Below are 22,657 nucleotides of genomic sequence, written 5' to 3'. Positions count from 1 at the left end.
GGGAGCATCCATTGCCATACAGGCATCTCTTCAAGGCCCTCCAGTGGGGGCTGATCCTCTTTTGCCTCTGCTTCGCCATGGTGGGCGGCACGATGGCAGAGCGCCTGCTGGAGCTGCTGCAGTGCCAGCCGCACGCCAACCCCGCGCTGCGCAGCTGCGCCTGGCTGCCCAATGCCCTCGGCCTCAGGCTTGCGCCGTTTCTCTCGGCCGGCGGCATTTCGGACTACCCCTTCGTCCTGCTGCAAAACTTCTGGGCGCTGATCGCAGTGTGGATGGTTGCGCTCATTGCCACACACCGGGCGGCGCGCAATGCCGCAAGCACGGCCGCTCTGCCGGACCGGGGGAAAACACGCTACCCCGGCATCACAGGCGCCGATGCCGGGCGGTGGGCATCGCGCGCCGCCTTCTGGGTACTGCTGCTCGGCCTTGTCGGTTTTTGCATGGCCTTTGGCACGCCCATCCTCGGCAACCGGGTGGCGCTGGAAGTACTGGGTGCCCTGGGCTGCTCGCCGGGCACGTTCGACCCTTTCTCGTCGCCCTGCATGTCAGCCCCGGGGTTCTGGACGCACCGCCTCGCGGTCTACGTCATCCCACTCGCAGGCCCCTTGCTGGCGCCCGTGTGGCTGTTCATGGCGTTCTGGGACATCCTGCTGGCATGGACGCTGCTCACCACGGCCGCTTACATACTGCAAGACCATCTGTCAAAGCGCGCCCGGCGGCCGGCGCCATAACCCGAACGCGGTGCGGCCGCCCTTGCCTTGAACCCATGGAGCACCGGCGTGCGCCGGCTGCCCGCGCTCACCGGCTAGGCCACCGCCAGCCACGCGCAGAACGCAACCGACACCGGGTCATCCGCCGCGCGCGCGGGCCGCAGCCAGTAGTAGTTCTTCTCGCCCGACAGGCGCTGGGCAAACGGCATGACCAGCAGGCCGCCCGCGAGCGCATCGCCCAGAAATCGGGGGTTGCCCAGCGCCACGCCCAGACCCTGGATGGCGGCTTGCACGCTCAGGTGCGCGTGGTCGAACACCAGGTCGCCCGCAGGCTGCAGGCCTGGCGCGCCCGCCTCTTCCAGCCACCGCTGCCAGGCCACCGGCGTGGACCGGCTGTGCAGCAGGGTATGCCGCGCCAGCCCCTGCGGCGACTCCATCGCCCCATCGCCCGCCAGCAGGGTCGGGCTGCACACGGGGGTGAGCTTGTCGGGGATGAAGGGCCCCAGCGCCACGTCCCGCCAGCCCGCGCGCGCGGGCAGCGCCGCCAGCTCGCTGTCGGCGAAGCAGCGGATCGACACGTCGTACTGGGCGGGCTCGAAATCCAGGTGGCCTAGCGTGGTGACCAGTTGCACGTCCAGCCCCGGCATCTGTGCGCAAAAACCCGCCAGCCGCGGGATCAGCCACTGCGAGGCCAGCGTGGACGTGGCATTCACCACCAGCGTGCCGCGCCGCGTGAGCCGCTCGATGCCCGCCGTGGATTGCGCCATCAGATCCAGTGCGCGGGTGAGCCCGGGCAACAGCGCCGCGCCCGCGGTGGTGAGCGCCAGCCTACGGCCTTCGCGCGCCACCAGGGCCACGCCCAGCCAGGACTCCAGGGCCTTGATCTGGTGGCTCACGGCGCTCTGCGTCACGCTCATTTCGCGGGCCGCATGGGTCACGCTCAGCAGGCGCCCTGCCGCCTCGAACGCACGCAGCATGTTCAGCGGCGGCAGGCGGCGTGCGCCGTTGCCCCCGCCCGGACCGGCGGGCGGCAGGCCGGCACCGCTTTTTCCATGAGCTGAATTCATGATTGGACGAAATATTGTCGATAGTCACAGGCTGGCGTGCTCCGTACGATCACCGGCATGCATCGAAACCCACCTGCGGACTGGATAGATTTACTCATTATGTGCCGGGTGTGCACGGCACCGGTGGCCGTGCCCTGCCGTCCGCCCTCGCCAGCGCCCTGGCGCAGAGGCTACGCCCGGTGGTTCTTCGCGCCATGGGCCGCCTCCCAGGCCGCGAGGGCGCTGTCCGCGAGCGGGCTGCAACCGGGGCACCTCCGCAGCGAAGGCCCCGCATGACGGCGGGACATGCCGCGCGGGCCCTGTGCGTGGGGGTATGGCATGCACGCACCACGCTCTCCATCCGCGTGGCCTGCATGGCCTCTGATTCACCGCCCGGCGGGCGGGAGAACGACCATGTTCAGTTCATGCAGGTGCTCGCGGCGGCCGAGCGCCTGCTGCGCGAAGCCGGCGCCGATCCCCGGAGCATCCTGTCGTGCGACGTGTTCGTGCGCGGCCCCGCCGCCCGGGCCGCCGTGCTGGCGGTGCTGCGCCCACGGGCCGCGCGCTGGCCCACACTCCCCCGCATCACGCCGCATCCTTCGCCGTGCACACCCCAGGCCACGGTGTCCCTCGCACTCGTGGCGGCCCGGCCCACCCCACTGTAAGAAACATTCATGGGTGACAAGCCGCGCCATGCGGCCTGGTGGGAGCGGCCAGAGCGATACGGCAAAAGCGCCGCTACCGCTTTTGCCCGTTCAATATTTTGCTATCAATATTGAAGTTCAGCACGTGCAACGCCGCGCAGGGTGATGGACCCGGGGCCCCGCTCATCAGGGATTACGCGTGTGCCGGCCGGCGCCTGCACGGTTAGCCTCGCGCCCACTGCGGGCACCAAGAGTACCGGCAGTGCGAAAGATGCTGTTGCCTCGAGAACAGCGATGGCGCCACCCGCGCCATCGCTGCTTTCCATGGACCAGGGCCCCAGGGGTTCCACGCATCCCCAAAACCTACCCGGTATGCCACACACCATGTCCGTCAGCGTTTTCGACCTCTTCAAGATCGGCATCGGCCCGTCCAGCTCCCACACCGTGGGGCCCATGATCGCGGCGCGGCAGTTTGCCTGCCACCTGCGGGATGGCGTGGGGCTGGCCGCCGTGCACGGTGTCACGGTGGAGCTGTTCGGGTCGCTGTCGGCCACGGGCGTGGGCCACGGCACCGACAAGGCCGTGCTGCTGGGCCTGGCCGGGTACGAGCCCGACCACATCGACCCGGACCGCATCGCCCCCGCCATTGCCGAGATCCGCGGCCGCCAGTCGCTGGCCCTGCTGGGCGAGCGCGCCATTGCCTTTGTGGAAAAAGACCATCTGCTGTTCAGGCGCAGGAGCCTGCCGCTGCACCCCAACGGGCTGTGCCTGCATGCCTTTGACGCACAGGGCCGGGAAATTGCCCAGCGCGAGTACTACTCGGTGGGTGGCGGCTTCGTGACCGACGCCTCGGGGGAGCGCGTGCTCAATCTGGCAGCCACCTGCGGGGCCGATGCCGCGGGCCACGCCCGGGGCCTGCCCTACCCCTTTCGCACCGGGGCCGAGCTGCTGGCCCAATGCCAGGCCAGCGGCCTCACACCGGCCCAGCTCATGGCCGCCAACGAAGAGCATTGGCGCAGCGCCGGCGAGGTGCGGCGCCAGCTCATGGCAATCTGGCGGACCATGGCGGCCGCCGTGCAGCGCGGCTGCGCCAGCACCGGCCACCTGCCCGGCCCCATGCAGGTGCGCCGCCGCGCGGCCGAACTGCACAAGAGCCTGAGCGGCTCGCCCGAGGCCGCCCTGCGCGACCCGCTGTCCATGCTGGACTGGGTGAACCTGTATGCCATGGCCGTCAACGAGGAAAACGCCGCTGGCGGCCGCGTGGTGACCGCCCCCACCAACGGCGCCGCCGGCGTGATACCGGCCGTGCTGCACTACTACGTGAACTTTCTTCCAGGCGCGAACGAGGACGGCATCGCCACCTTCCTGCTCACCGCCGGCGCCATCGGCATCATCTACAAGGAGAACGCCTCGCTCTCGGGCGCCGAGGTCGGCTGCCAGGGCGAGGTGGGCGTGGCCTGCTCCATGGCCGCCGGCGCGCTGGCCGCCGTGATGGGTGGCAGCCCCGAGCAGATCGAGAACGCCGCAGAGATCGGCATGGAACACAACCTCGGGATGACCTGCGACCCCGTGGGCGGCCTGGTGCAGATTCCCTGCATCGAGCGCAACGCCATGGGCGCCATCAAGGCCATCAACGCCGCCCGCATGGCGCTGCGCGGCGACGGCCAGCACGTGGTCTCGCTCGACAAGGTCATCAAGACCATGATGCAGACCGGCGCGGACATGAAGGTCAAATACAAGGAGACCTCGCGCGGCGGGCTGGCGGTGAACGTGGTCGAATGCTGAGGCGCCACCACACCGCCCCATCGCTATCAAAAAAGTAGCGACTCGCGCTGGATGGAAGAGCGCCAGGGGCCAAAAGCGCGCCAAACCGCGGATCCCCGCCGCGCGGGGTGCGCCATGGGACAATTCCGCCCCATGACACCGCAGCAGTACGTACAGCAAAAAGCCGTGGCCTCGGGCAGCAGCTTCTATTACGCCTTTCTCTTCCTGCCCGCGCCGCGCCGCGCGGCCATCACGGCGTTCTATGCGTTCTGCCGCGAGGTGGATGACGTGGTCGATGAGGTCAGTGACCCCGGCGTGGCGCGCACCAAGCTGGCCTGGTGGCAGGCCGAAGTGGCCAAGGCCTATGCCGGCCAGCCCGCCCACCCCGTGATGCTGGCGCTGATGCCGCACACCGCCGAATACGGCATCGAGCAGCGCCACCTGCAGGCCGTCATCGATGGCTGCCAGATGGACCTGGAGCAGACACGCTACCTCGACTTCGCGGGCCTCAAGGGCTACTGCCACCTGGTGGCCGGCATCGTGGGCGAGGTCACGGCGCGCATCTTCGGCCAGACCGACGGGCGCACCACGCAGTACGCCCACACGCTGGGCCTGGCCTTCCAGCTCACCAACATCATCCGCGACGTGGGCGAAGACGCCATGCTGGGCCGCATCTATCTGCCCGTGAGCGAGTTGCAGCAGTTCGACGTGAAGGCGCACGAGGTCCTCAAGCGCACCTACTCCGACCGCTTCACCGCGCTCATGCGCTTCCAGGCCGAGCGCGCGCACCGCCTGTACGACGAGGCGTTTGCCCTTTTGCCCGATGCCGACCGCCGCGCGCAGAAGCCCGGCCTGATGATGGCCAGCATCTACCGCACGCTGCTGCGCGAGATCGAGCACGAGAACTTCCAGGTGCTGCACCAGCGCATCCGCCTCACACCCCTGCGCAAGTTCTGGCTGGCGTGGAAGGTGCAGGCGCTCGGACGGATGTAGCGGCCGTGCGGCAGCATCCATGAAAGTCGCCGTCATCGGCGCGGGCTGGGCCGGCATGGCCGCGGCCATCGCGCACGCCCAGGCGGGCCGCGAGGTCACGGTGTTCGAAGCCGCCCGCACCGTGGGCGGCCGGGCGCGTGCCGTGCCCGCCACGCTGCCGGGGGGCGAGGTGGTCACGCTCGACAACGGCCAGCACATCCTCATCGGCGCCTACGCCGAAAGCCTGCGCCTGATGCGCCTGGTGGGGGTGGACGCCAGCACCGCGCTGCTGCGCCTGCCGCTCACGCTGCAGTTTCCGGATGGCCAGGGACTGCGGCTGCCCGACCTGCCGCCCCCACTGGATGCCTTGCTGGGCATCGCGCGCGCCAGGGGCTGGAGCTGGCGCGACAAGCTGGCCCTGCTGCGCACCGCCACCGCCTGGCAGATCAGGGGATTCCGCTGCGCGCCCACGACCTCGGTGGCCGACCTGTGCGCACCGCTCACGCCCCGCCTCATGGCAGAGTTCATCGACCCGCTGTGTGTGTCGGCCCTCAACACCCCGGCGCACCAGGCCAGCGGCCAGGTGTTTCTGCGCGTGCTGCAAGACAGCCTGTTCAGCGGGCGCGGCGGCTCCAACCTGCTGCTGCCGCGCGCCGACCTGGGCGCGCTTTTTCCCGAGCCTGCGGCGCGCTGGCTGCAGGCGCAGGGCCGCCACCAGGTGCTCACCGGCCAGCGCGTGCAGCGGCTGCAGCCGCAGCACGCCGGGCGCTGGCAGGTCGTCGGCGCCGCTGGTGCGCCGGGCGCCACGGACAATGCACCGGAGGTGTTCGACCACGTGACCCTCGCATGCCCTTCGTGGGAGGCCAGCCGGCTCGTGGCGGGTGTGGCCGGCATGGCGGGGCTGGCCAGTGCCGGCCGGTGGAGCGCCCTGGCCGACGCCCTGCACTTCGAGGCCATCACCACCGTCTACGCCCACGGGGCGGGTGCGCGCCTGGCCCAGCCCATGCTGGCGCTGCGCAGCGCCCCGGACAGCCCCGCGCAGTTCGTGTTCGACCGTGGCCAGCTGGACGGCAACCAGGGCCTGCTCGCGTTCGTGGTGAGCGCCAGCGAAGGCGAGCGCACCCACATCGAACAGCAGGTGCTGCGGCAAGCCGCCGCGCAGTTGGGCATCGGCTCCCTGTCGCCCGTACAGACGGTGGTGGAAAAACGCGCCACCTTTGCCTGCACGCCCGGCCTTGCACGCCCCGGCATGCAGGTGCTGCCCGGGCTCTCGGCCTGCGGTGACTATGTGGACGGCCCCTACCCCGCCACGCTGGAAGGGGCGGTGCTCAGCGGCACCGCGGTGGCCGCGCTCCCCTGACCCGGCGCTCGGGCGCCCTGGCCGCGCCCCCCGGGAAAACCCCAGGCCGACTGACAGCATTCCGAAAGCACGCGGCGCGCACCATGGCGGCTGTCACGCCTTGATGGCTTTCACGGAGACAAGCATGCCTACAGACACCCCCCATTCCCACACCCTCCACCCCAACCGCCGCCACCTGCTCGGTGCCGGCGGCGCCCTGGCGCTGGGCGGCCTGCTGCCCGCATCGGTGTCGGCACAGGCCGCATGGCCTTCCAAGTCGGTGCGTTTCGTCGTGCCCTTCGCGCCGGGCGGCAGCTCCGAGATCGTCGCCCGCTCCACCGCCGCCGAGCTGACCAAGACGCTGGGCCAGAGCGTGTTCGTGGACAACAAGCCCGGTGCGGCCGGCAACATCGCCATGCAGGAGGTGGCGCGCGCCGACGACCAGCACACGCTGATCCTGGGCCACATCGGCACGCTCGCCGTGAACCCGTACATCTTCGACAAGCTGCCCTACGACGCGAACAAGGACTTCAAGCCCGTGAGCCTGCTGGCCAAGGTGCCCAGCCTGTACGTCGTGCACCCCGACGTGCCGGCCAAGAACCTCAAGGAATTCATCGCCTACGCCAAGAAGAACCCCGCCAAGCTCAGCTACGGCTCGGCGGGCAACGGCAGCGCCGGCCACCTGGCCTTCGAGTACCTGAAGATGACGGCCGAGATCTTCATGCTGCACGTGCCCTACCGCGGCACCGGCCCCATGATGACCGACCTGCTCTCGGGCCGGCTTGACGCCGCTTCCGTGGGCGCCGCCGCCATGCTGCCTTTCATCAAGTCGGGCAAGGTGCGCTGCATCGCCACGGGATCGACCCAGCGCCTGCCCCAGTTGCCCGATGTGCCCACCGTGGCCGAGCAGGGCTTCCCGGGTTTCGAGATGACGCAGTGGTACGGCATGCTGGCCCCGGCCAGCCTCACGCAGGAGCACCTGGACAAGCTGGCCGCCGAAACCATGAAGGCCGTCAAGGCGCCGGAATCGCTCAAGCGCCTGAGCGGCGATGCGGCCGAAGCCATCGGCGGCACGCCGGCGCAGTTCGCGCAGTTCATCGCCTCCGAGCAGGCGCGCTGGCAGAAGGTGCTCAAGCGCGCGCAGGTCAAGCCGGATTAGGAAGCCCCTTGAGTTGCTTCGCGTCTTCCCCCCAGAGGAGGACGCCACCCGTGGCCTGGCAAAGCCAGTTCCACGGTGGCGCTGGCGGGGCGCGCCAGGCCTGCGGCCCGGGCGCACGTGCCTCGGCGATGGCACTGCACAACAGCATTAGCATCCCCTCCATGCGCATCCTTCTGGCCGAAGACGAACACAGCCTGGGCACCTGGCTCAGCCGCGCGCTGGAGCACGCGGGCATCCAGGTGGAATGGGTGAATGACGGCCGCCTGGCCGACCGATCGCTGCAGCAGCACGACAACTACGACGCACTGGTCCTGGACCTGGGCCTGCCGGGCCTGGACGGCCACGCGGTGCTGCAGCGCCTGCGCGACCGCGACCAGCGCCTGCCCACGCTGATCCTCACCGCGCGCGATTCGCTGGACGAGCGCGTGCGGCTGCTCAATGCCGGGGCGGACGACTTCCTGGCCAAGCCGTTCGAGCTGGCCGAGCTGGAGGCGCGCCTGCACGCCCTGGTGCGCCGCGCGCGCGGCACCGACCACCCGCGCCTGGCATGTGGCCCGCTGGCGTACGACAGCGCGCGCAGGCAATTCGTGCTGCAGGGCGAACCCCTGGCGCTGTCGCCGCGCGAGCAGGCCGTGCTGCGCGTGCTGGTGCAGCGCAGCGGCGAGCCGTTCTCCAAGCAGCAGATCCTGGAGCGCGTGTTCTCCGACGATGACGACGTGCACCCCGAGGCCGTGGAAGTGTTCGTGCACCGCCTGCGCAAGCGGCTCGACGGCAGCGGCGTGCGCATCGTCACGCTGCGCGGCCTGGGCTACGCACTGGAATCGCACTGAACATGGGCCTGGCCGCACGCCTGCGCCGTGCCAGCCTGTGGCGGATGCTGGCGTGCCTGCTGCTGCCGCTGCTGGCCGTGGTGACGGGCGTGGAGCTGTGGATGACCCGGCACGACGCGCTGGAGGCCGCCAACGCGGCCTACGACCGCTCGCTGCTGGGCGCGCTCAAGTCCATCGATGCCAACATCTCCACCGCCTCGGGCGGGCTCTCGGCCGAGCTGCCCTACAGCATGCTGGAATTCTTCGAGCTCACGGCCAGCGGACACGTGTATTTCCGCGTGGCATCGTCGGATGGACTGGTGGAGCTGGGCAACGCCGACCTGCCCCTGCCGCCGGGGCCGCTGGAGCCCGGTGTGCCGCGCTTCTACGATGCGACCTACTTTGGAGAATCCGTGCGCCTGGCTGCCTACCGCCGCGCGATGGAAGGGCCGCCATCCGCCCCCGGGACAAGCAGCGTGCTGGTGCAGGTGGCGGAAAGCACCCAGTCGCGGCAGGAGTTCACGCGCCGCTTCGTCCGCCGCGCCGCGCTGCGCGATGGCCTTGTGCTGGCGCTCATGGTGCTGGGCACGGCGGCCACGCTGGCCCTGGCGCTGCGCCCCCTGGCACGCCTGGCCCGCGAGGTGCAGGCCCGCAGCCCTGACGACATGACACCGGTCGCCGGCGCCGAACTGCCCGCGGACATCCGCCCGCTGGTCACCGCCGTCAACCAGCAGATGGCGCGCACGCAGGACCTGGTGGCGCAGCAGCGCCAGTTCCTCGACGATGCGTCGCACCAGCTGCGCACACACCTCACCACGCTGCAGATGCAGATCGACTACGCACGCCGCGAACCCGATGCGGCCCGGCTTCAGGACACGCTGGCAGCCCTGGGCGGCGAGATCGCGCGCGCCACGCGCAGCACCCAGCAGCTGCTGGCCCTGGGGCGCAGCGACACCGCCGCGGTGGAGTTCGCACCCTGCGACCTGGCCTTGCTGCTGCGCACCGTGGCACTGGAACTGCTGCCGCAGGCCCGCGCCAAGCAGATCGACTTCGGCATCCACACCGCCACGGCCGAACTGGCCGCCGTAGCGGACAGCGGGCTGCTGCGCGAGGCGCTCACCAACCTGGCGGCCAACGCCATCGCCTACACCCCGGAGCAAGGCACCATCACCGTGTCGGCCGCTGGCGACAGCCTGGGCTGGAGCCTGAGCGTGGAAGACAACGGCCCGGGCCTCCCGCCCGAAGAGCGCGACGCCCTGGGCCACCGCTACCGGCGCGGCTCGCAGGCCGTGGCGGGCGGCTCGGGCCTGGGCCTGGCCATCGCCCGGTCGATCGCGGAACGCCACCGGGGCCGGCTGCGGCTGGAGGCCCGCGCCGGCGGCCCCGGCCTGCTGGCCATACTCTGGTGGCCCCGGCCATGAAGAACCCGGCCCGCCACACCGCCATGCAACCCCTTGCCCCCCACCCCTCGCGCGAAGACGGCATGGCCGCGGCCCCGAGCCGCCGGCAGATGCTGGCAACGCTGGCGGCCTGGGGCGGCGCGGGCGGCGCCCTGCCCGCGCGCGCGGCGGCCGCGGATGCCTCCACCGAGCCCGCGGAATGCGTCGCGCCCTCACGCCCCGGCGGTGGGTTCGACCTGACCTGCGGCCTGGCCGGGCAGGCCCTGCAGGCCGTGCGGCCCGCGCGCACCCCGCTGCGCACCCGCTACCTGCCCGGGGGCATCGGGGCCGTGGCGTTTGACCAGGTGGCCACCGGGCGCCTGGGCGGCCCGGGCACCCTGGTCGCTTTCTCCAGCGGTTCGCTGCTCAACATCGCACAGGGCCGCTTCGGCCCGCATCCGGTGGGCACCGTGCGCTGGATCGCCACGCTGGGCACCGACTACGGCGTGGTGGCCGTGCACCGCGATGCGCCTTACCAGCGCCTGCAGGACGTGGCTGCCGCGCTGCGCAGGGACTCCAACCGCGTGGTGTTTGGCGCCGGCGGCACACTGGGCAGCCAGGACTGGATCAAGGCCGCGCTGCTGGTACGTGCGGCGGGGCAGGACCACAAGCGCATGCGCTTCGTGTCCTTCGAGGGCGGCGGCGAGGCGCTCAAGGCCCTGCGGGGCGGGCACATCGGCATTTTCACCGGCGATGCGGCCGAGGCCCTGCAGGCAGCCGCGCAGGGCGCGCCGCTGCGCGTGCTGGCGGTGCTCTCGCAGGCACGTCTGGGCGGCAGCCTGGCGGGCCTGCCCACGGCACGCGAGCAGGGTCTGGACCTGGTCTGGCCCACGGTGCGCGGCCTGTACATGGCCGCCAGCGCGCCCGATGCGGCGGTGCGCGCGTGGACCACCGCGCTGCGGGATGCCTTGGCCGCCCCCGGCTACGCCGCGCTGTGCACGCAGTACGGCCTGTACCCGTTCGCGCTGACGGGCGCGGCGCTCGAAGATTTCGTGCAGCGCAGCCTGGCGGACTACCGGCGCCTGGCGCAGGACCTGGGACTCCGGGTCTGGGCACGCTGAGCCGTCCCGACACGCTCCAGGCGCCCGTGAAGGACTGCGCCTGCACGGGGCCGCAGGTTTTTCCTACCTGCAACCGCCCCCTGTGGCGGCAGAGTGCAAGACCGCGCGCCCACAACCCGCCACGCACTGGAGGAAGCCCATGCCCGCCACACTGAAGCCCGCGGCCGAAATGGCCCGCAACGCGAAGACGCCCTTCCCCGGCGCCTCGGCCGCATACGAAGAGGCCCGCCGCGCGCTGCTGGCCGAGGAGATCGAGTTCCGCCGGCACATGAGCCGCCTGACCGAGCAGCGCCGCGCGCTGCCGCCCGGCCCGGTCATCGCGAAGAACTACCGCTTCCAGGACGAACAGGGGTCCGAGGTCGGGCTGATCGACCTGTTTGGCGACAAGCAAACCCTGGTGGCCTACTTCTGGATGTACGGGCCGCAGCGCGAGCGCCCGTGCCCCATGTGCACGAACTGGCTGGGCGCCGTCCATGGCAACGCGGCCGACATCAAGCAACGGGTCGCGCTCAAGGTCCTGGGCCGCTCGTCGGTGGAGCGGCAGCTCGCGTTTGCGCAGGAGCGGGGTTGGCGCGACCTGAACTTCGTGCAGACCGTGGGGGACGACTACGCCCGCGACCTGGGCATCCTGATGCCCGACGGCAGCGAGTACCCGGCGCTGACCATCTTTCGGCGCGACGGCGACAAGGTGCGCCTGTTCTGGGCCAGCGAGATGGCGCGCGAGATGGCCGACCCCGGGCAGGACCCGCGCGATGCGCCCGACATCGCCGCGCTGTGGTCCATCCTGGACCTCACGCCCGAGGGCCGCGGCACCGACTGGTATCCCCGGCTCCGCTACGACTAGGTGTGATGTCTCAATAGGTTGTTCATCCGTCTCGGATTTGGGAAGCTGTGGTTACCAGGCCAAGCAACTCAAGTCAGGAGAGACGGATGAACAGTCATAAGCATGCCCGCTTGACGGCTGCGGGTCGAGCCCTGCTGGTCAGCAGGGTATTGGACGAAGGCTGGTGCGTGACAGCGGCCGCCCAGGCCATGGGCGTGAGCTGCCGCACCGGGTTCAAGTGGCTGGCCCGCTTCAGGGCCGAAGGCACAGCAGGGCTGTGTGATCGAAGCTCGCGACCGCATCACAGCCCCACAGCTTGCCGCCCCGAACAGGTGAGCCAGTTCGAACTGCACCGCCGACAACGCCTGCCGTTGTGGCGCATCGCCCGCGAGTGCGGCCGCAGCCTGTCCACCGTGGCCCGGCACATGGCCCGCCTGGGCTTGAGCCGCTTGAGCGCCTTGCAACCGCCCGTGCCCGTGTGCCGCTATGAGCGGGCCAGCCCTGGCGAGTTGCTGCACATCGACACCAAGCGCCTGGGACGCATCCAGGGCGTGGGCCACCGAATCACAGGCCAGCGCCAGCACCGCAACCGAGGCATCGGCTGGGACGCCGTGCATCTGGCCATCGACGATCACTCCCGGGTCTCCTTCGCCCGGGTGTTGGGCGATGAGACGGCCCTGAGCTGCGTGCAGTTCCTGCGCCAGGCCGTGGACTACTACGCCAGCCTGGGCGTGCGCATCGAGCGCGTCATGACCGACAACGGCGCGGGCTACAAGAACACCTTCGGGGCAGCCTGCCAGGAACTGGGCATCCGGCACATCCGAACACGGCCCTACACGCCCAAGACCAACGGCAAGGCCGAGCGCTTCGTGCAGACCAGTTTGCGCGAATGGGCCTATGCCAGACCCTACGAGAGTTCAGCCCAGCGCCAAGCTGCATTGCAGCCATTCATTGACGGCTACAACTGGTGTCGACCACACTCCGCTCTCAACCATCAGCCGCCCATCAGCCGCATTCCGGCCATGAACAACCTCCTGAGAATCAACAACTAGGCAGCATCAGGGCATGGGGCGTTTGCATCCCGGCCCGGCCCAGCACCCGCCTCACACCGGCGCCAGCACCCGCCATGCCAGGAATTCACCGCCCGCCACCGGCTCCGGCACGATGCCATTGGCCACCAGGCCATCGTCGCTTTCCGCTTCGCACGCGTACACCGCGATCGCGCCGTGGCGCTGGCCGGTGGGCACCACGCACCAGCCTTGCGGCAACGCGCGCTGCGCCCGGCGGTAGCTTGCCTGCCAGTGCGTGCTGGCCTGCGCCTCCAGGATGGCGGGCCCCGGCACCGCCACGGGCTGCTGCATCACCGGGACTTCTGCATCGAGCAGCGTGCCAGGCGCAACGGCGGCCCGCCGCAAGCCATGGCCCTCCAGCCAGTCGGCCACGGCGGCAGGCACCGCATAGGCCCAGGGCCGCTTCACGGTGGCCACGGGGACGAAGTGCGCGAAATGCGGCACCTGCACGCTGATGGGGGCGCCTTGCAGCGCATAGGGTTCCCGCGTGAGAACCTCCACCGTGGTGCCTGGGATGGGCTGCAATGCATAGCGGATGGCGACCTCGGCGGGCGGCTCGGCACACCCGTCCAGCAGCTGCACGATCTCCGTGCCATGGCCGGCGACGTAGTGCAGTGCCTCGCGCAGCACGGCATACGTCACCGCCACGCGCTCCTTGAAGCTGATATACGAATAGGCCTCCAGCAGCACGTCGAGCCGATTGGTCAGCCCCCGGTAGTTGCAGCCAAAGCGCGGGTGGTGGGTGTAGGTGATCCAGCCCTGGCCCTGCCCGCCCTCGTCGCGCACGAAGTTGCCATACCAGAAGGTGTCCAGGCCCTCGGTGCGCTTCACCGCGGCCTGCACGGCGGGCATCATGCGTTCGCGCATATAGGCCACGGGCTCGCTGCGGCCCGTGTGCTCGGTGTGGGGAATGTCGTAGGTCAGCGCGAAGCGGTGGATGGAGCCGTTGGTGGCGTGGCAGTCCAGCGTGAGGTGGGGGTTCCAGGGCTGGCACACGCGCGTCTGCAGCAGGCGCATCTCGGAAGCCTGATGGCGCATGTAGTCGCGGTTGAGATTCACCCCCGCCGCATTGTTGCGCGTGCCCACGAGCGCCGGGCCGTCCTGCCCGCGCAGGTGGGCAACGTCCAGCGGGCGGTTGTCTGTGCCCAGCCGGTCATTGCCGTCGGGGTTGAACAGCGGCACCACCACCACGGTGCAGTGCGAGAGCACGTCGCCGTGCTCGCCGCGCAGCAGGTCGCGCACCAGCATCAGCGCGGCCTCCTTGCCCTCCACTTCGCCAGCGTGAATGCCGCACAGTATCAGCACCACGGGCAGGCCTCTGGCCTGCGCGGCCTGCGGCGTGAAATGGCCTTGCGCGGACAGCACCAGCAGCGGCAACAGGCGGCCCTCGGGCGATGCGCCGAAGTCCGCGACATGCAATCGGGCATCCCCCAGCGCCGCCAGGCCGCGCACGTACAGCATCACGTCGGCGTGGGTCGATGTCTCGGTGTAGCCGCTGGTTTCAGCGCGGGTGAGCAGGGAGGGAGCGGAAGGCAAGGACATGGGCGAGGCGGTCGGTAGATCGGTCCATCACCTTACCTCACTGCGGCCGTGTCCCGGCGCCGATGCGCTGCGGCCTCACCGCTCCAGCCACCACTGGATCACGACCTTCGCCAGGAACCCAAGGAAGCCCACGCCCAGGCCCAGGAACAGCACGAAGGTGCCAAACCGGCCGGCCTTGGACTCCCACGCGAGCTGGCCGATGATGAACAGCATGTACAGGATGAACGCACCCACGCCGTAGGTGAGGAAGAAGCCCGAGATCTGCGCCTCGGTGAAACCGAAGATCACGGCGCCACCCCGCGGTTCTGCGTGGGCGCTGCCGCCCCCCGCCCGGGCAGGCTGGAGGCATCGACCAGATCCCGGTAGGCATGCCAGCTCGCGTGGCCCAGCATGGGCATGACGGCGATCAGCCCCAGCAGCAGCGAGCCCAGGCCCAGCAGCGTGAAGCCCAGGATCAGCGCCGCCCAGAACGCCATCGGCAACGGGTTGCCGATCACCGCCTGCCAGCTGGTGAGCACGGCCTGCAGCAAGGTGGCGCGCCGGTCCAGCAGCAGGGGCATGGCCACCACGCTGGAGGCGAAGATCGGCGCCGCCATGAGGCTGCCCAGCGCCAGCCAGATCTCGAACAGCCAGCCCTCGCGGGCCAGTACCACATGGCGCAGGAAATCCAGGGGCGTCTGGATGGGCACGGGCGCCAGCAGCGTGATGAGCGCCGCCGACGTCATGACCCAGCCCGTGGCCGCCAGCGCCAGCAGGGCGCCGAACTGCACCATGCACCAGTAGTCGTTGCCCCATTTGTTGACGTGGCTGTCCTGCCAGTTCAGCCAGGTCTTGAGTACCACGCCCAGGTTCGCGGGCTCGCCACGCTCCAGCGCGCGGCTCAGCGCATACAGGCTGGTGGCCAGCACCGGGGCTATCACCAGAAAGCCCGACAGTGCCCCGGCCAGCAGCCAGAACCTGTGGTGGGCCACCGCGAAGATCGCCGCGCCAAAAAGCGCCAGGGCCAGGCCGTGGGCAAAGCTGATCCAGCCCGCGCGGGCCATGTCGCGCCAGGCCAGGACGAGCCAGGTCATGGGCTGCATGAGGCCGATGGTGCGGATGGCGGGCAAGGCGGGAGGGTTTCTCGGCATGGCCTGCAGTGTGGCCGGATCGGTGACCGGGATCAAGCCGGCACACACCGCGGCGCGCTGGGCCCTTGACCTGGGACAAGAAATTGCCCCCGGATAGCGCGGAGCGCGCGGGCTACGCCGTCAGCAGCCGGCACAGCTCCGTGAGATTGCTCACGGTGGCATGCGGCGGGGTGTCGTAGGGCCAGGCGGCCTCGGCGGGACTCAGCCACACCGCCTGCATGCCGGCCTCCATGGCGCCCCGGGCGTCCAGCGTGGCATCGTCGCCCACATGCAGCACCGCGTGCGGCGGAACCTGCAGCGCCTGGGCGGCTGCCTGGAAGATGCGGGCATCGGGCTTGGCCACGCCCAGCACCGATGCGCTCAGGCTGTCCTTGAAATAGTGGCCGATGCCCACCTTGTGGATGTCGGCGTTGCCGTTGGACACCGCCACCACCGGGTAGCGCGACGACAGGAAGGCCAGCGCATCGTGCGCATCGTCGAACAGCGTCACGCGCTGGCGTTCGGCAAAAAACAGGTCGAACGCGGGCTCGGCCAGCGCGCCGTCATCGCCCGCCTGGGTCAGCGCCAGGCGGATGGATTCGCGGCGCAGCGCGCTCAGGTCGTGCTGCAGGTCCGGCCGCAGGTTCACCATCTGGTTGCGGATGGCGCGCAGCGCCTCGGTGCTCTGGAACAGGCGCGCGGTGGCGGGCGCATGCTCGGCCATCCACTGCAGCAGCACGGCTTCGGCGCGCTCGATGGTGGGCCAGATGGGCCACAGCGTGTCGTCCAGGTCGATGGTGACGGCGCGGATGCGGGGGATGTCCAGGGAGGGGGTCGGCAAGGGGGCGCACCTGCAAAAAACAGCGTGGAGGCGGAAGGCCCGGTGGGATGCCGGGCGGCGGCCGCACAGCATACCGCAGCGCCTGTGCGCACGCCCTTCGGGGTCAGGTGCCCAGCGACGACCCGCGCACGATGAGCGTGCCGGGCAACAGGTTTTCGCGCACCGGGCCCTGCAGGCCGCCGATGCGCTCCAGCAGGCACCGGGCCGCGCGCTGGCCGATGGCATCGGTGGGCTGCGCCACGGTGCTCAGGCCCGGCCGGATCAACGGTGCCCATTCCGGGTCGTCGAAGCCCACGAAGCCCAGCTCCAGCCCGAAGGTCCAGCCCAGGCGCGACACCGAGGCCGCCACGCGCAGCGTGACCACGGAATTGCCTGCGACCACCGCGCAGCGCGCGCCCCGCCCCGCACGCTGGCGAAAGGCCGCCAGCGCCTGGGCCAGCGCGTCCTCGCCCTCCTGCTGCGCATCGATCTCCAGCACATCGTCGCGCACATTCCTGCCCTGGGCCGCCACGCAGGCGCGAAAGGCCGCCGTGCGCTCCAGGCGCGAACTCACACCCTGCAGCGGCTGCGTGACATAGAGCAGGTCCTGCCAGCCTTGCTGCACCAGGTGCGCGCAGGTGTCGCGCATGGCGGCTTCGTTGTCGAGCGCCACGAAATCCGCCGCCAGGCCCGCATGGCGGCGATCCACCAGCACCGCGGGCTTGCCGTGCAGGGTGGTCACGTCGGCCAGCCCCTCGCCCTGCCCCAGCGTGTTGAGGATGAAGCCGTCCACCTGGTAGCTCGCCAGCGCATCGATGGCGGCGCGCTCGCGCTCGCGGTCGTTGCCCAGGTTGAACAGCATCACCAGGTAGCCCGCCTCCTGGCACGCCTTTTCGGCGCCGCGCAGCACGGCCACCGAATACGGATTGGTGATGTCGGCCACCACCAGCCCGATGAGGCGCGAGCGGCCGTGGCTGAGCGCCTGGGCCATGGGGCTGGGCACATAGGCCAGCTTAGCGATGGCGGCCTCGACGCGCGCGGCGATGTCGGGGCTGAGCAGGCGCTCGCGGTGGTTGAAGTAGCGCGACACCGTGGCCTTGGACACGCCGGCCTCGGCCGCCACATCGGCGATGGTGGGGCGGGCGCGGGGCGTGGTCGATGGTGCGGGTGTCGGTGAGGTCATGCTTGCGCGGCGTTATACACGGCGGCGGGCCGCTCACCGGCCAGCGCCTGTAGCAAGCTGGTGGTGGCAAGCAGCGCCATGGCGTGGCGCGTGCCGTGCGTGGCCGAGCCGATGTGCGGCAGCGGCGTCACGCGCGGGTGGGTGCGCAGGGGCGAGTCGAGCGGCAGCGGCTCGGTGGCAAACACATCCAGTCCCGCCGCGCGCAGCGTGCCGTGGTCGAGCGCGTGCAGCAGGTCCTGCTCCACCACCGTGGCGCCGCGCCCGCCGTTGATGAAGATGGCGCCGGGCTTCATGGCTGCAAAGACGTCGGCATTGACCAGGCCCCGCGTGCTGTCCGACAGCGGCAGCATGGCCACCACAAAGTCGGACCGCGCCAGCAGCTCGGCCAGCGGCACGTGCGCAGCCTTGCCCACCAGTTCAGGCGCCGTGGCGGCCAGGTCCACCGGTCGGCGCGCGTGGTAGACCACCGGCATGCCAAAGCCCAGCGCTGCACGGCGCGCGATGGCCTGGCCGATGCGGCCAAAGCCCAGCAGCCCCAGCGTCTTGCCATGCACATCGCTGCCGAACAGGTCTTCGCCGATGTTCTTCGTCCAGCGGCCCTCGCGCACCAGCTGCGCCAGTTCCACCACGCGGCGGCTGGTGGCCATGAGCAGCGCGAACACGGTGTCGGCCACGGTTTCGTCCAGCACGCCGGGCGTGTGGCACAGCACGATACCGCGTGCCTGCAGTGCGTCGAGCGCGTAGTTGTCCACGCCCACGGACACGCTGGAGACCACCTCCAGCCGGGGCGCCCGCGCCAGCAGCGCGGCATCGACGGGGTAGCTCGACCCGATCAACCCCTGCGCCTGGCCCAGCGCCGAGTCGAACAGGGCACGCTCTTCGGGCTTGCGCGGGTTGGCCTCCGTCACGTCGTGCAGGGCCTGCAGGCGTGCCAGCTGGTCGGGCGGCAGTTCACGAAAGACCAGCACCTTCTTGCGCTCGGGCTTGCCCTGCACCGCCGATGCGGACACGCTCACAGGCCTGCCTCCTGCAACTGAGCCCGCGTGGGCAGCCCTTCGGTGTCGCCCAGCACCTGCACCGCACGCGCGCCGATCCAGGCGCCGCGGCGCACGGCAGCGGGCACGGGTAAACCTCCGAGCAGTGCGCTGATGACGCCCACCGCAAAACCATCGCCCGCACCCACCGTGTCCACCACCTGGGCCACGGGCACGCCGGGCACGCGGCCGGTGCCGGCCACGTCGCTGTCGTAGTAGGCGCCCTCGGGCCCGAGCTTCACGACCACCAGCCTGGCGCCCCGCTCGCGGTAGAAGCGCGCCACGCCTTCAGGCGTGGTTTCGCCGGTCAGGAACACGCCCTCTTCCAGGCCCGGCAGCACCCAGTCGGCATAGCCGGCCAGGGTGTTGATCCAGTGGCGCATGGCCTCGGGCGAGGCCCAGAGCGTGGGGCGCAGGTTGGGGTCGAACGAGACGGTGCGGCCCGCGGCGCGCGCAACCTCGAGCGTGCGGATGGCTGCCTGCAGGCTGGTGTCCGAGATGGCCGCGAACACGCCCGTGGCGTGCAGGTGGCGCGCGGACCGCAGCCAGGGCTCGTCCACATCGGCCGGGCCCATCTGGCTGGCGGCCGAGCCCTTGCGGTGGTATTCGACCTGCGGGTCGCGCCCGTCGGTCACGCGCTCCTTGAACTGAAAGCCCGTGCGCTGCGTGGCATCGCAGACCACGTGCGAGCAGTCGATACCCTCGCCGCGCATGGCGGCCAGCAGCGCGCGGCCCATGGAGTCGGTACCCAGGCGGCTGGCCCAGCCCACCTTCAGCCCCAGGCGCGCCAGGCCAATGGCCACATTGGTCTCGGCCCCCGCGGTGCGCTTGTGAAAGCCCGTGGCGTTCTCCAGCGGTCCGGGCTCGTTGGCCACCAGCAGCAGCATGGCTTCGCCGAACAGGGCCACATCGAATGCGGTGTCGCCGGATTTGGAAACAGCGTCGCTCATGCAGCACCCCGCACCGCACGGATGAAGTCCACCTGCCCGCGCGTGACGGCCACCAGGTCGTCGCCCACCAGCGGGTACTCGATGGCATGCGGCACATCGGCGGGCAGCGCGCGCAGCACGGCGCGCCAGGGCGCCACCGACTCCGCCAGCGGCACCGCGATCCACTTGGCCGGCAGGCGCTGCACGCCCTTGCAGTGCACGTAGCGCACATGGGGCGCGAGGGCCTGAGCGGCCTGCAGCGGGCACTCGCCCTGCCAGTGCCAGTTGCCCATGTCGAAGGTCATGCCCAGGTCGAGCCCGGCCTGCGCCTGCGCGGCAAAGAACGCCTGCAGGGCGGCCAGCGTGCCGGCCGTGGCGGTCTGGTCGTTTTCGATCACCAGTTCCACCTGCGGGGTGGCGGCCAGCAGCGCCTTGAGGCGCTGCAGCGACGCCTCGGACCGCGCGCCAAAGCCGCCGATGGACATCTTCAGGCGCGGCGCGTGCAGCACCTGCGATGCATGAATGCCGCGCTGCAGGGCGGCTTCGTCCAACTGGCCCTGCACGGTCCACAGGCCCTCGGGACTGGAATACACCGCGGCCAGGCCCGCCAGCGCGGGCAGCTCGGTGGCCGCGTCGCGCAGCAGCTCGCCGCGCACTTCCACGCCGTCGGCGCCCGCCTGGCGGGCCAGGTCGGTGCACCACAGCTGGCCGTGGCGTCCCGTTTCGGCCGCGCCGAAGGAGGACAGGGAGATCAATACCTTCATGGATGTTCTTTCAAGCCCGTCAGCCGGGCTTTCGTCAACGTGCGGCCACCACGGCCTCAGTGCGCGTGGTGGGAGCTCAGGATCTGGCCGAGGAACTGGCGCGTCTTCTCATGCTCCGGCTGGCCGAAGAACTGCGCGGGCGGCGCCTGCTCCAGGATCTTGCCGTCGGCCATGAAGATCACGCGGTCGGCCACGCTGCGCGCAAAGCCCATCTCGTGCGTCACGCACAGCATGGTCATGCCGTCCTCGGCCAGGCCGATCATGGTGTCCAGCACTTCCTTGACCATCTCCGGGTCCAGCGCCGACGTGGGTTCGTCGAACAGCATCACCTTGGGGGCCATGCACAGCGCGCGCGCAATGGCCACGCGCTGCTGCTGCCCGCCCGACAGCTGGCTGGGGTGCTTGTGCGCCTGCTCGGGAATGCGCACGCGCGTGAGGTACTTCATGGCGACCTCTTCCGCTTCCGCCTTGCCCATGCCGCGCGATCGCATGGGTGCCAGCGTGCAGTTCTCAAGGATGGTGAGGTGCGGGAACAGGTTGAACTGCTGGAACACCATGCCCACCTCGGCACGCACGGCGTCCACGTTCTTGCCGCCAGCGGTCAGCTCGATGCCGTCGACCACGATGCGGCCCTTTTGCACCGTCTCCAGCCGGTTGATGCAGCGGATCAGCGTGGACTTGCCCGAGCCCGACGGCCCGCAGATCACGATGCGCTCGCCGGCCCGCACCGACAGGTCGATGTCGGTCAGCACCTGAAAGCTGTCGTACCACTTGTTGACCCCCTCCATCGTGATGATGGGGGGTGCACCGGCGGTGGTCTTCGTCGTCGTGACTGCGTCCGTCATTGTCAAAGGCTCCTGGGGTGGCTGGGGTTCACGCTCAAGCGATATGGGTTATTGCAGCTTGGGCAGATCCGCGCCCAGCCACTTCTGGTACAGCTTGTTCAACTCGCCGTTGGCCGTGTTGCGCACCACGAAGTCGTTCACCGCCTTGGTCAACTCGTCCTGGCCGGGGCGCAGGGCAATGCCCATGGCCTGCTGCAGCAGGTTGAACTTGTTCTCGAAGGTGTTGGCGGGCACGCGCTTGGCGATCTGCGCGGCCACGGTGACCGAGCAGCCGATGGCATCGACCTGGCCGGAGATCAGTGCCTGCATGGCCGATGCGTCGTCGTCGAAGCGGCGGATTTCGGTGCCCTCGGGCGCGGCCTTGGTCACGGCCACGTCCTGCGTGCTGGCACGGGCCACGCCCACGCGCACGCCCTTCAGGTCCGCCGCGCTCTTGATGGCACTGCCGGTCTTGCCGTACAGCACGATGGTGGCGGCCGCATAGGGTTGCGAGAACTGCACCTGCTTGGCGCGCTCGGGCGTGATGGCGAGCGACGCCACCAGCACGTCGACCTTGTTGGTCAGCAGGAAGGGAATGCGGTTGGGGCCGGTGACGGGCACGATGTTGGCTTTGACGCCCAGCTCCTTGGCCAGCAGCTTGGCCACGTCGGCGTCGTAGCCGTCGGGCTGGTTCTGCGCGTTGGTCGTGCCGTAAGGCGGGAAGTCCACCAGCATGCCGATGGTGAGCTCGCCCTTCTTCTTGATGTCGGCCACGGACTGTGCCGAGGCCAGCGGCGCAAAAGCCGTGAGCGCGGCGCCCAGGCCCAGTGCGGCCAAGGCGGTGGTGACGGTGCGGCGGTGCAGGGAAAAGGTCATGGCATGTCTCCAGGTAGTGGTTATGAACAAGAGATAAAAAATGAATGAACGAAGACGCTGTTGGTGTTGGCGGCGATGCCGTCAGCGCGCCAGCGCCCGGGCCCGCTTGCGCTCCATGCGCGCGGCCAGCAGCGACAGCGGCCAGCAGATCACGAAGTACAGCGCCGCCACGGTGGTGAACACATGCAGCGGCTGGAAGGTGGCGTTGTTGATGATCTGCCCGGCCCGCGTGATCTCGGTGAAACCGATGATGGCGGCCAGCGATGTGCCCTTGATGATTTGCACCGTGTAGCCCACGGTGGGCGGCAGCGCGATCTTGAAGGCCTGCGGCAGCACCACGAAGCGCATGCGGTTGATGTAGCTCAGGTTCAGGGCCTGCGCGGCCTCCCATTGGCCGCGCGGCACCGCCTCGATGCAGCCGCGCCATATCTCGGCCAGAAACGCCGCGCTGTTGAGCACCAGCGCCACGCCCGCCGCCACCCAGGGGTTGATGTCCAGCCCCAGCACCGGCGCGCCGAAGAAGATCAAAAACAGCTGCAGCAGCAGCGGCGTGCCCTGAAACACCTGGATGAACACGCGCGACGCATTGCGCGCCACGGCGCTCTCGGACGTGCGCGACAGCGCCACCACAAGGCCCAGCAGCGCCCCGCCGACGAAGGCAATGGCCGACAGCGCCAGTGTCCACTGCGCGGCCTGCAGGATGAAAAGGAATTCGGAGAGTCCGAAGGTACGCATGGTCC

General features: G+C 70.1%; 23 protein-coding genes. 11 read left to right on the top strand and 12 right to left on the bottom strand.

From position 1 onward, the window contains the following. The first annotated feature begins 11 nt into the window (after nucleotides 1-11). Nucleotides 12-731, top strand: a complete 720-nt coding sequence (locus ACAM51_RS24390) for a hypothetical protein (RefSeq protein WP_369642159.1) — start codon at nucleotides 12-14, stop codon at nucleotides 729-731. Nucleotides 732-805: 74 nt separating this feature from the next. Here the strand turns inward: ACAM51_RS24390 and ACAM51_RS24385 are convergent, their stop codons facing one another. Continuing rightward, the gene (locus ACAM51_RS24385) at nucleotides 806-1,777 is read right to left on the bottom strand and encodes a LysR substrate-binding domain-containing protein (protein WP_369642158.1); all 972 of its coding nucleotides are present in this window, start codon (nucleotides 1,775-1,777) and stop codon (nucleotides 806-808) included. Between the two features lie 272 nt (nucleotides 1,778-2,049). On the opposite strand from ACAM51_RS24385, the gene ACAM51_RS24380 reads away from it, so the two are divergent. The 10 genes from ACAM51_RS24380 to ACAM51_RS24335 all read left to right on the top strand — a co-directional run bounded on the left by ACAM51_RS24380 (nucleotide 2,050) and on the right by ACAM51_RS24335 (nucleotide 12,818). Further along, nucleotides 2,050-2,421, top strand: coding sequence for a hypothetical protein (locus tag ACAM51_RS24380; protein WP_369642157.1), 372 nt, complete (start codon nucleotides 2,050-2,052; stop codon nucleotides 2,419-2,421). 363 nt (nucleotides 2,422-2,784) lie between these two features. Then, nucleotides 2,785-4,185, top strand: a complete 1,401-nt coding sequence (locus ACAM51_RS24375) for an L-serine ammonia-lyase (RefSeq protein WP_369642156.1) — start codon at nucleotides 2,785-2,787, stop codon at nucleotides 4,183-4,185. Nucleotides 4,186-4,317: 132 nt separating this feature from the next. Next, nucleotides 4,318-5,157 (top strand): presqualene diphosphate synthase HpnD, encoded by an 840-nt coding sequence (hpnD, locus tag ACAM51_RS24370; protein ID WP_369642155.1) that lies wholly within the window; start codon nucleotides 4,318-4,320, stop codon nucleotides 5,155-5,157. A 19-nt stretch (nucleotides 5,158-5,176) separates the two neighbouring features. Next, a complete protein-coding gene (gene hpnE / locus ACAM51_RS24365) occupies nucleotides 5,177-6,496 on the top strand; it encodes a hydroxysqualene dehydroxylase HpnE (RefSeq protein ID WP_369642154.1) in 1,320 nt (439 codons plus the stop codon). A 124-nt stretch (nucleotides 6,497-6,620) separates the two neighbouring features. Then, complete coding sequence (locus ACAM51_RS24360; RefSeq protein WP_218294095.1) at nucleotides 6,621-7,634, top strand: tripartite tricarboxylate transporter substrate binding protein; 1,014 nt, start codon at nucleotides 6,621-6,623, stop codon at nucleotides 7,632-7,634. Nucleotides 7,635-7,795: 161 nt separating this feature from the next. Continuing rightward, nucleotides 7,796-8,464: a response regulator gene (locus ACAM51_RS24355; RefSeq protein WP_218294094.1), complete on the top strand. Its 669-nt coding sequence runs from the start codon at nucleotides 7,796-7,798 to the stop codon at nucleotides 8,462-8,464. A gap of 2 nt (nucleotides 8,465-8,466) precedes the next feature. Beyond that, nucleotides 8,467-9,864, top strand: coding sequence for a sensor histidine kinase (locus tag ACAM51_RS24350; RefSeq protein WP_218340769.1), 1,398 nt, complete (start codon nucleotides 8,467-8,469; stop codon nucleotides 9,862-9,864). A gap of 23 nt (nucleotides 9,865-9,887) precedes the next feature. Further along, nucleotides 9,888-10,943: a tripartite tricarboxylate transporter substrate-binding protein gene (locus tag ACAM51_RS24345; protein ID WP_369642153.1), complete on the top strand. Its 1,056-nt coding sequence runs from the start codon at nucleotides 9,888-9,890 to the stop codon at nucleotides 10,941-10,943. A gap of 139 nt (nucleotides 10,944-11,082) precedes the next feature. Beyond that, nucleotides 11,083-11,787, top strand: a complete 705-nt coding sequence (locus ACAM51_RS24340; protein ID WP_369642152.1) for a DUF899 family protein — start codon at nucleotides 11,083-11,085, stop codon at nucleotides 11,785-11,787. Between the two features lie 86 nt (nucleotides 11,788-11,873). Continuing rightward, entirely contained in the window at nucleotides 11,874-12,818 is a 945-nt protein-coding gene (locus ACAM51_RS24335; protein ID WP_369642151.1) for an IS481 family transposase, read from the top strand. Nucleotides 12,819-12,869: 51 nt separating this feature from the next. Here ACAM51_RS24335 and ACAM51_RS24330 read toward each other — a convergent pair whose 3' ends face one another. From ACAM51_RS24330 to ACAM51_RS24280, 11 genes are all read right to left on the bottom strand, one after another. Next, nucleotides 12,870-14,378 (bottom strand): M14 family metallopeptidase, encoded by a 1,509-nt coding sequence (locus ACAM51_RS24330; protein ID WP_369642150.1) that lies wholly within the window; start codon nucleotides 14,376-14,378, stop codon nucleotides 12,870-12,872. Between the two features lie 75 nt (nucleotides 14,379-14,453). Further along, on the bottom strand, nucleotides 14,454-14,666 hold the full coding sequence (locus tag ACAM51_RS24325; protein ID WP_044402495.1) for a DUF2788 domain-containing protein: 213 nt from the start codon (nucleotides 14,664-14,666) through the stop codon (nucleotides 14,454-14,456). Further along, complete coding sequence (locus ACAM51_RS24320; protein WP_218340767.1) at nucleotides 14,663-15,508, bottom strand: DUF2189 domain-containing protein; 846 nt, start codon at nucleotides 15,506-15,508, stop codon at nucleotides 14,663-14,665. Before ACAM51_RS24320 ends, ACAM51_RS24325 begins: the two co-directional genes overlap by 4 nt. Nucleotides 15,509-15,620: 112 nt before the next feature. After that, nucleotides 15,621-16,328 (bottom strand): HAD family hydrolase, encoded by a 708-nt coding sequence (locus ACAM51_RS24315; protein WP_369642149.1) that lies wholly within the window; start codon nucleotides 16,326-16,328, stop codon nucleotides 15,621-15,623. Between the two features lie 103 nt (nucleotides 16,329-16,431). Next, on the bottom strand, nucleotides 16,432-17,490 hold the full coding sequence (locus ACAM51_RS24310; protein WP_369642148.1) for a LacI family DNA-binding transcriptional regulator: 1,059 nt from the start codon (nucleotides 17,488-17,490) through the stop codon (nucleotides 16,432-16,434). Next, nucleotides 17,487-18,506: a 2-hydroxyacid dehydrogenase gene (locus ACAM51_RS24305; protein WP_369642147.1), complete on the bottom strand. Its 1,020-nt coding sequence runs from the start codon at nucleotides 18,504-18,506 to the stop codon at nucleotides 17,487-17,489. Before ACAM51_RS24305 ends, ACAM51_RS24310 begins: the two co-directional genes overlap by 4 nt. Beyond that, entirely contained in the window at nucleotides 18,503-19,474 is a 972-nt protein-coding gene (locus ACAM51_RS24300) for a sugar kinase (RefSeq protein ID WP_369642146.1), read from the bottom strand. The genes ACAM51_RS24305 and ACAM51_RS24300 overlap by 4 nt, the downstream gene beginning before the upstream one ends. Continuing rightward, a complete protein-coding gene (locus ACAM51_RS24295) occupies nucleotides 19,471-20,217 on the bottom strand; it encodes a sugar phosphate isomerase/epimerase family protein (protein WP_369642145.1) in 747 nt (248 codons plus the stop codon). Before ACAM51_RS24295 ends, ACAM51_RS24300 begins: the two co-directional genes overlap by 4 nt. Nucleotides 20,218-20,273: 56 nt before the next feature. Then, nucleotides 20,274-21,062 (bottom strand): amino acid ABC transporter ATP-binding protein, encoded by a 789-nt coding sequence (locus tag ACAM51_RS24290; RefSeq protein ID WP_255591361.1) that lies wholly within the window; start codon nucleotides 21,060-21,062, stop codon nucleotides 20,274-20,276. 48 nt (nucleotides 21,063-21,110) lie between these two features. Next, nucleotides 21,111-21,917 (bottom strand): transporter substrate-binding domain-containing protein, encoded by an 807-nt coding sequence (locus tag ACAM51_RS24285; protein ID WP_369642144.1) that lies wholly within the window; start codon nucleotides 21,915-21,917, stop codon nucleotides 21,111-21,113. Nucleotides 21,918-21,998: 81 nt separating this feature from the next. After that, nucleotides 21,999-22,652 (bottom strand): amino acid ABC transporter permease, encoded by a 654-nt coding sequence (locus ACAM51_RS24280; protein ID WP_218294084.1) that lies wholly within the window; start codon nucleotides 22,650-22,652, stop codon nucleotides 21,999-22,001. Nucleotides 22,653-22,657: the final 5 nt, after the last annotated feature.

Origin of the sequence: Acidovorax sp. A79 (assembly GCF_041154505.1) — a bacterium.
Classification (GTDB): Bacteria; Pseudomonadota; Gammaproteobacteria; order Burkholderiales; family Burkholderiaceae_C; genus Acidovorax.
The sequence above is the reverse complement of the archived record's forward strand: the minus strand, read 5'-3'. Positions and strand labels throughout refer to the sequence as shown.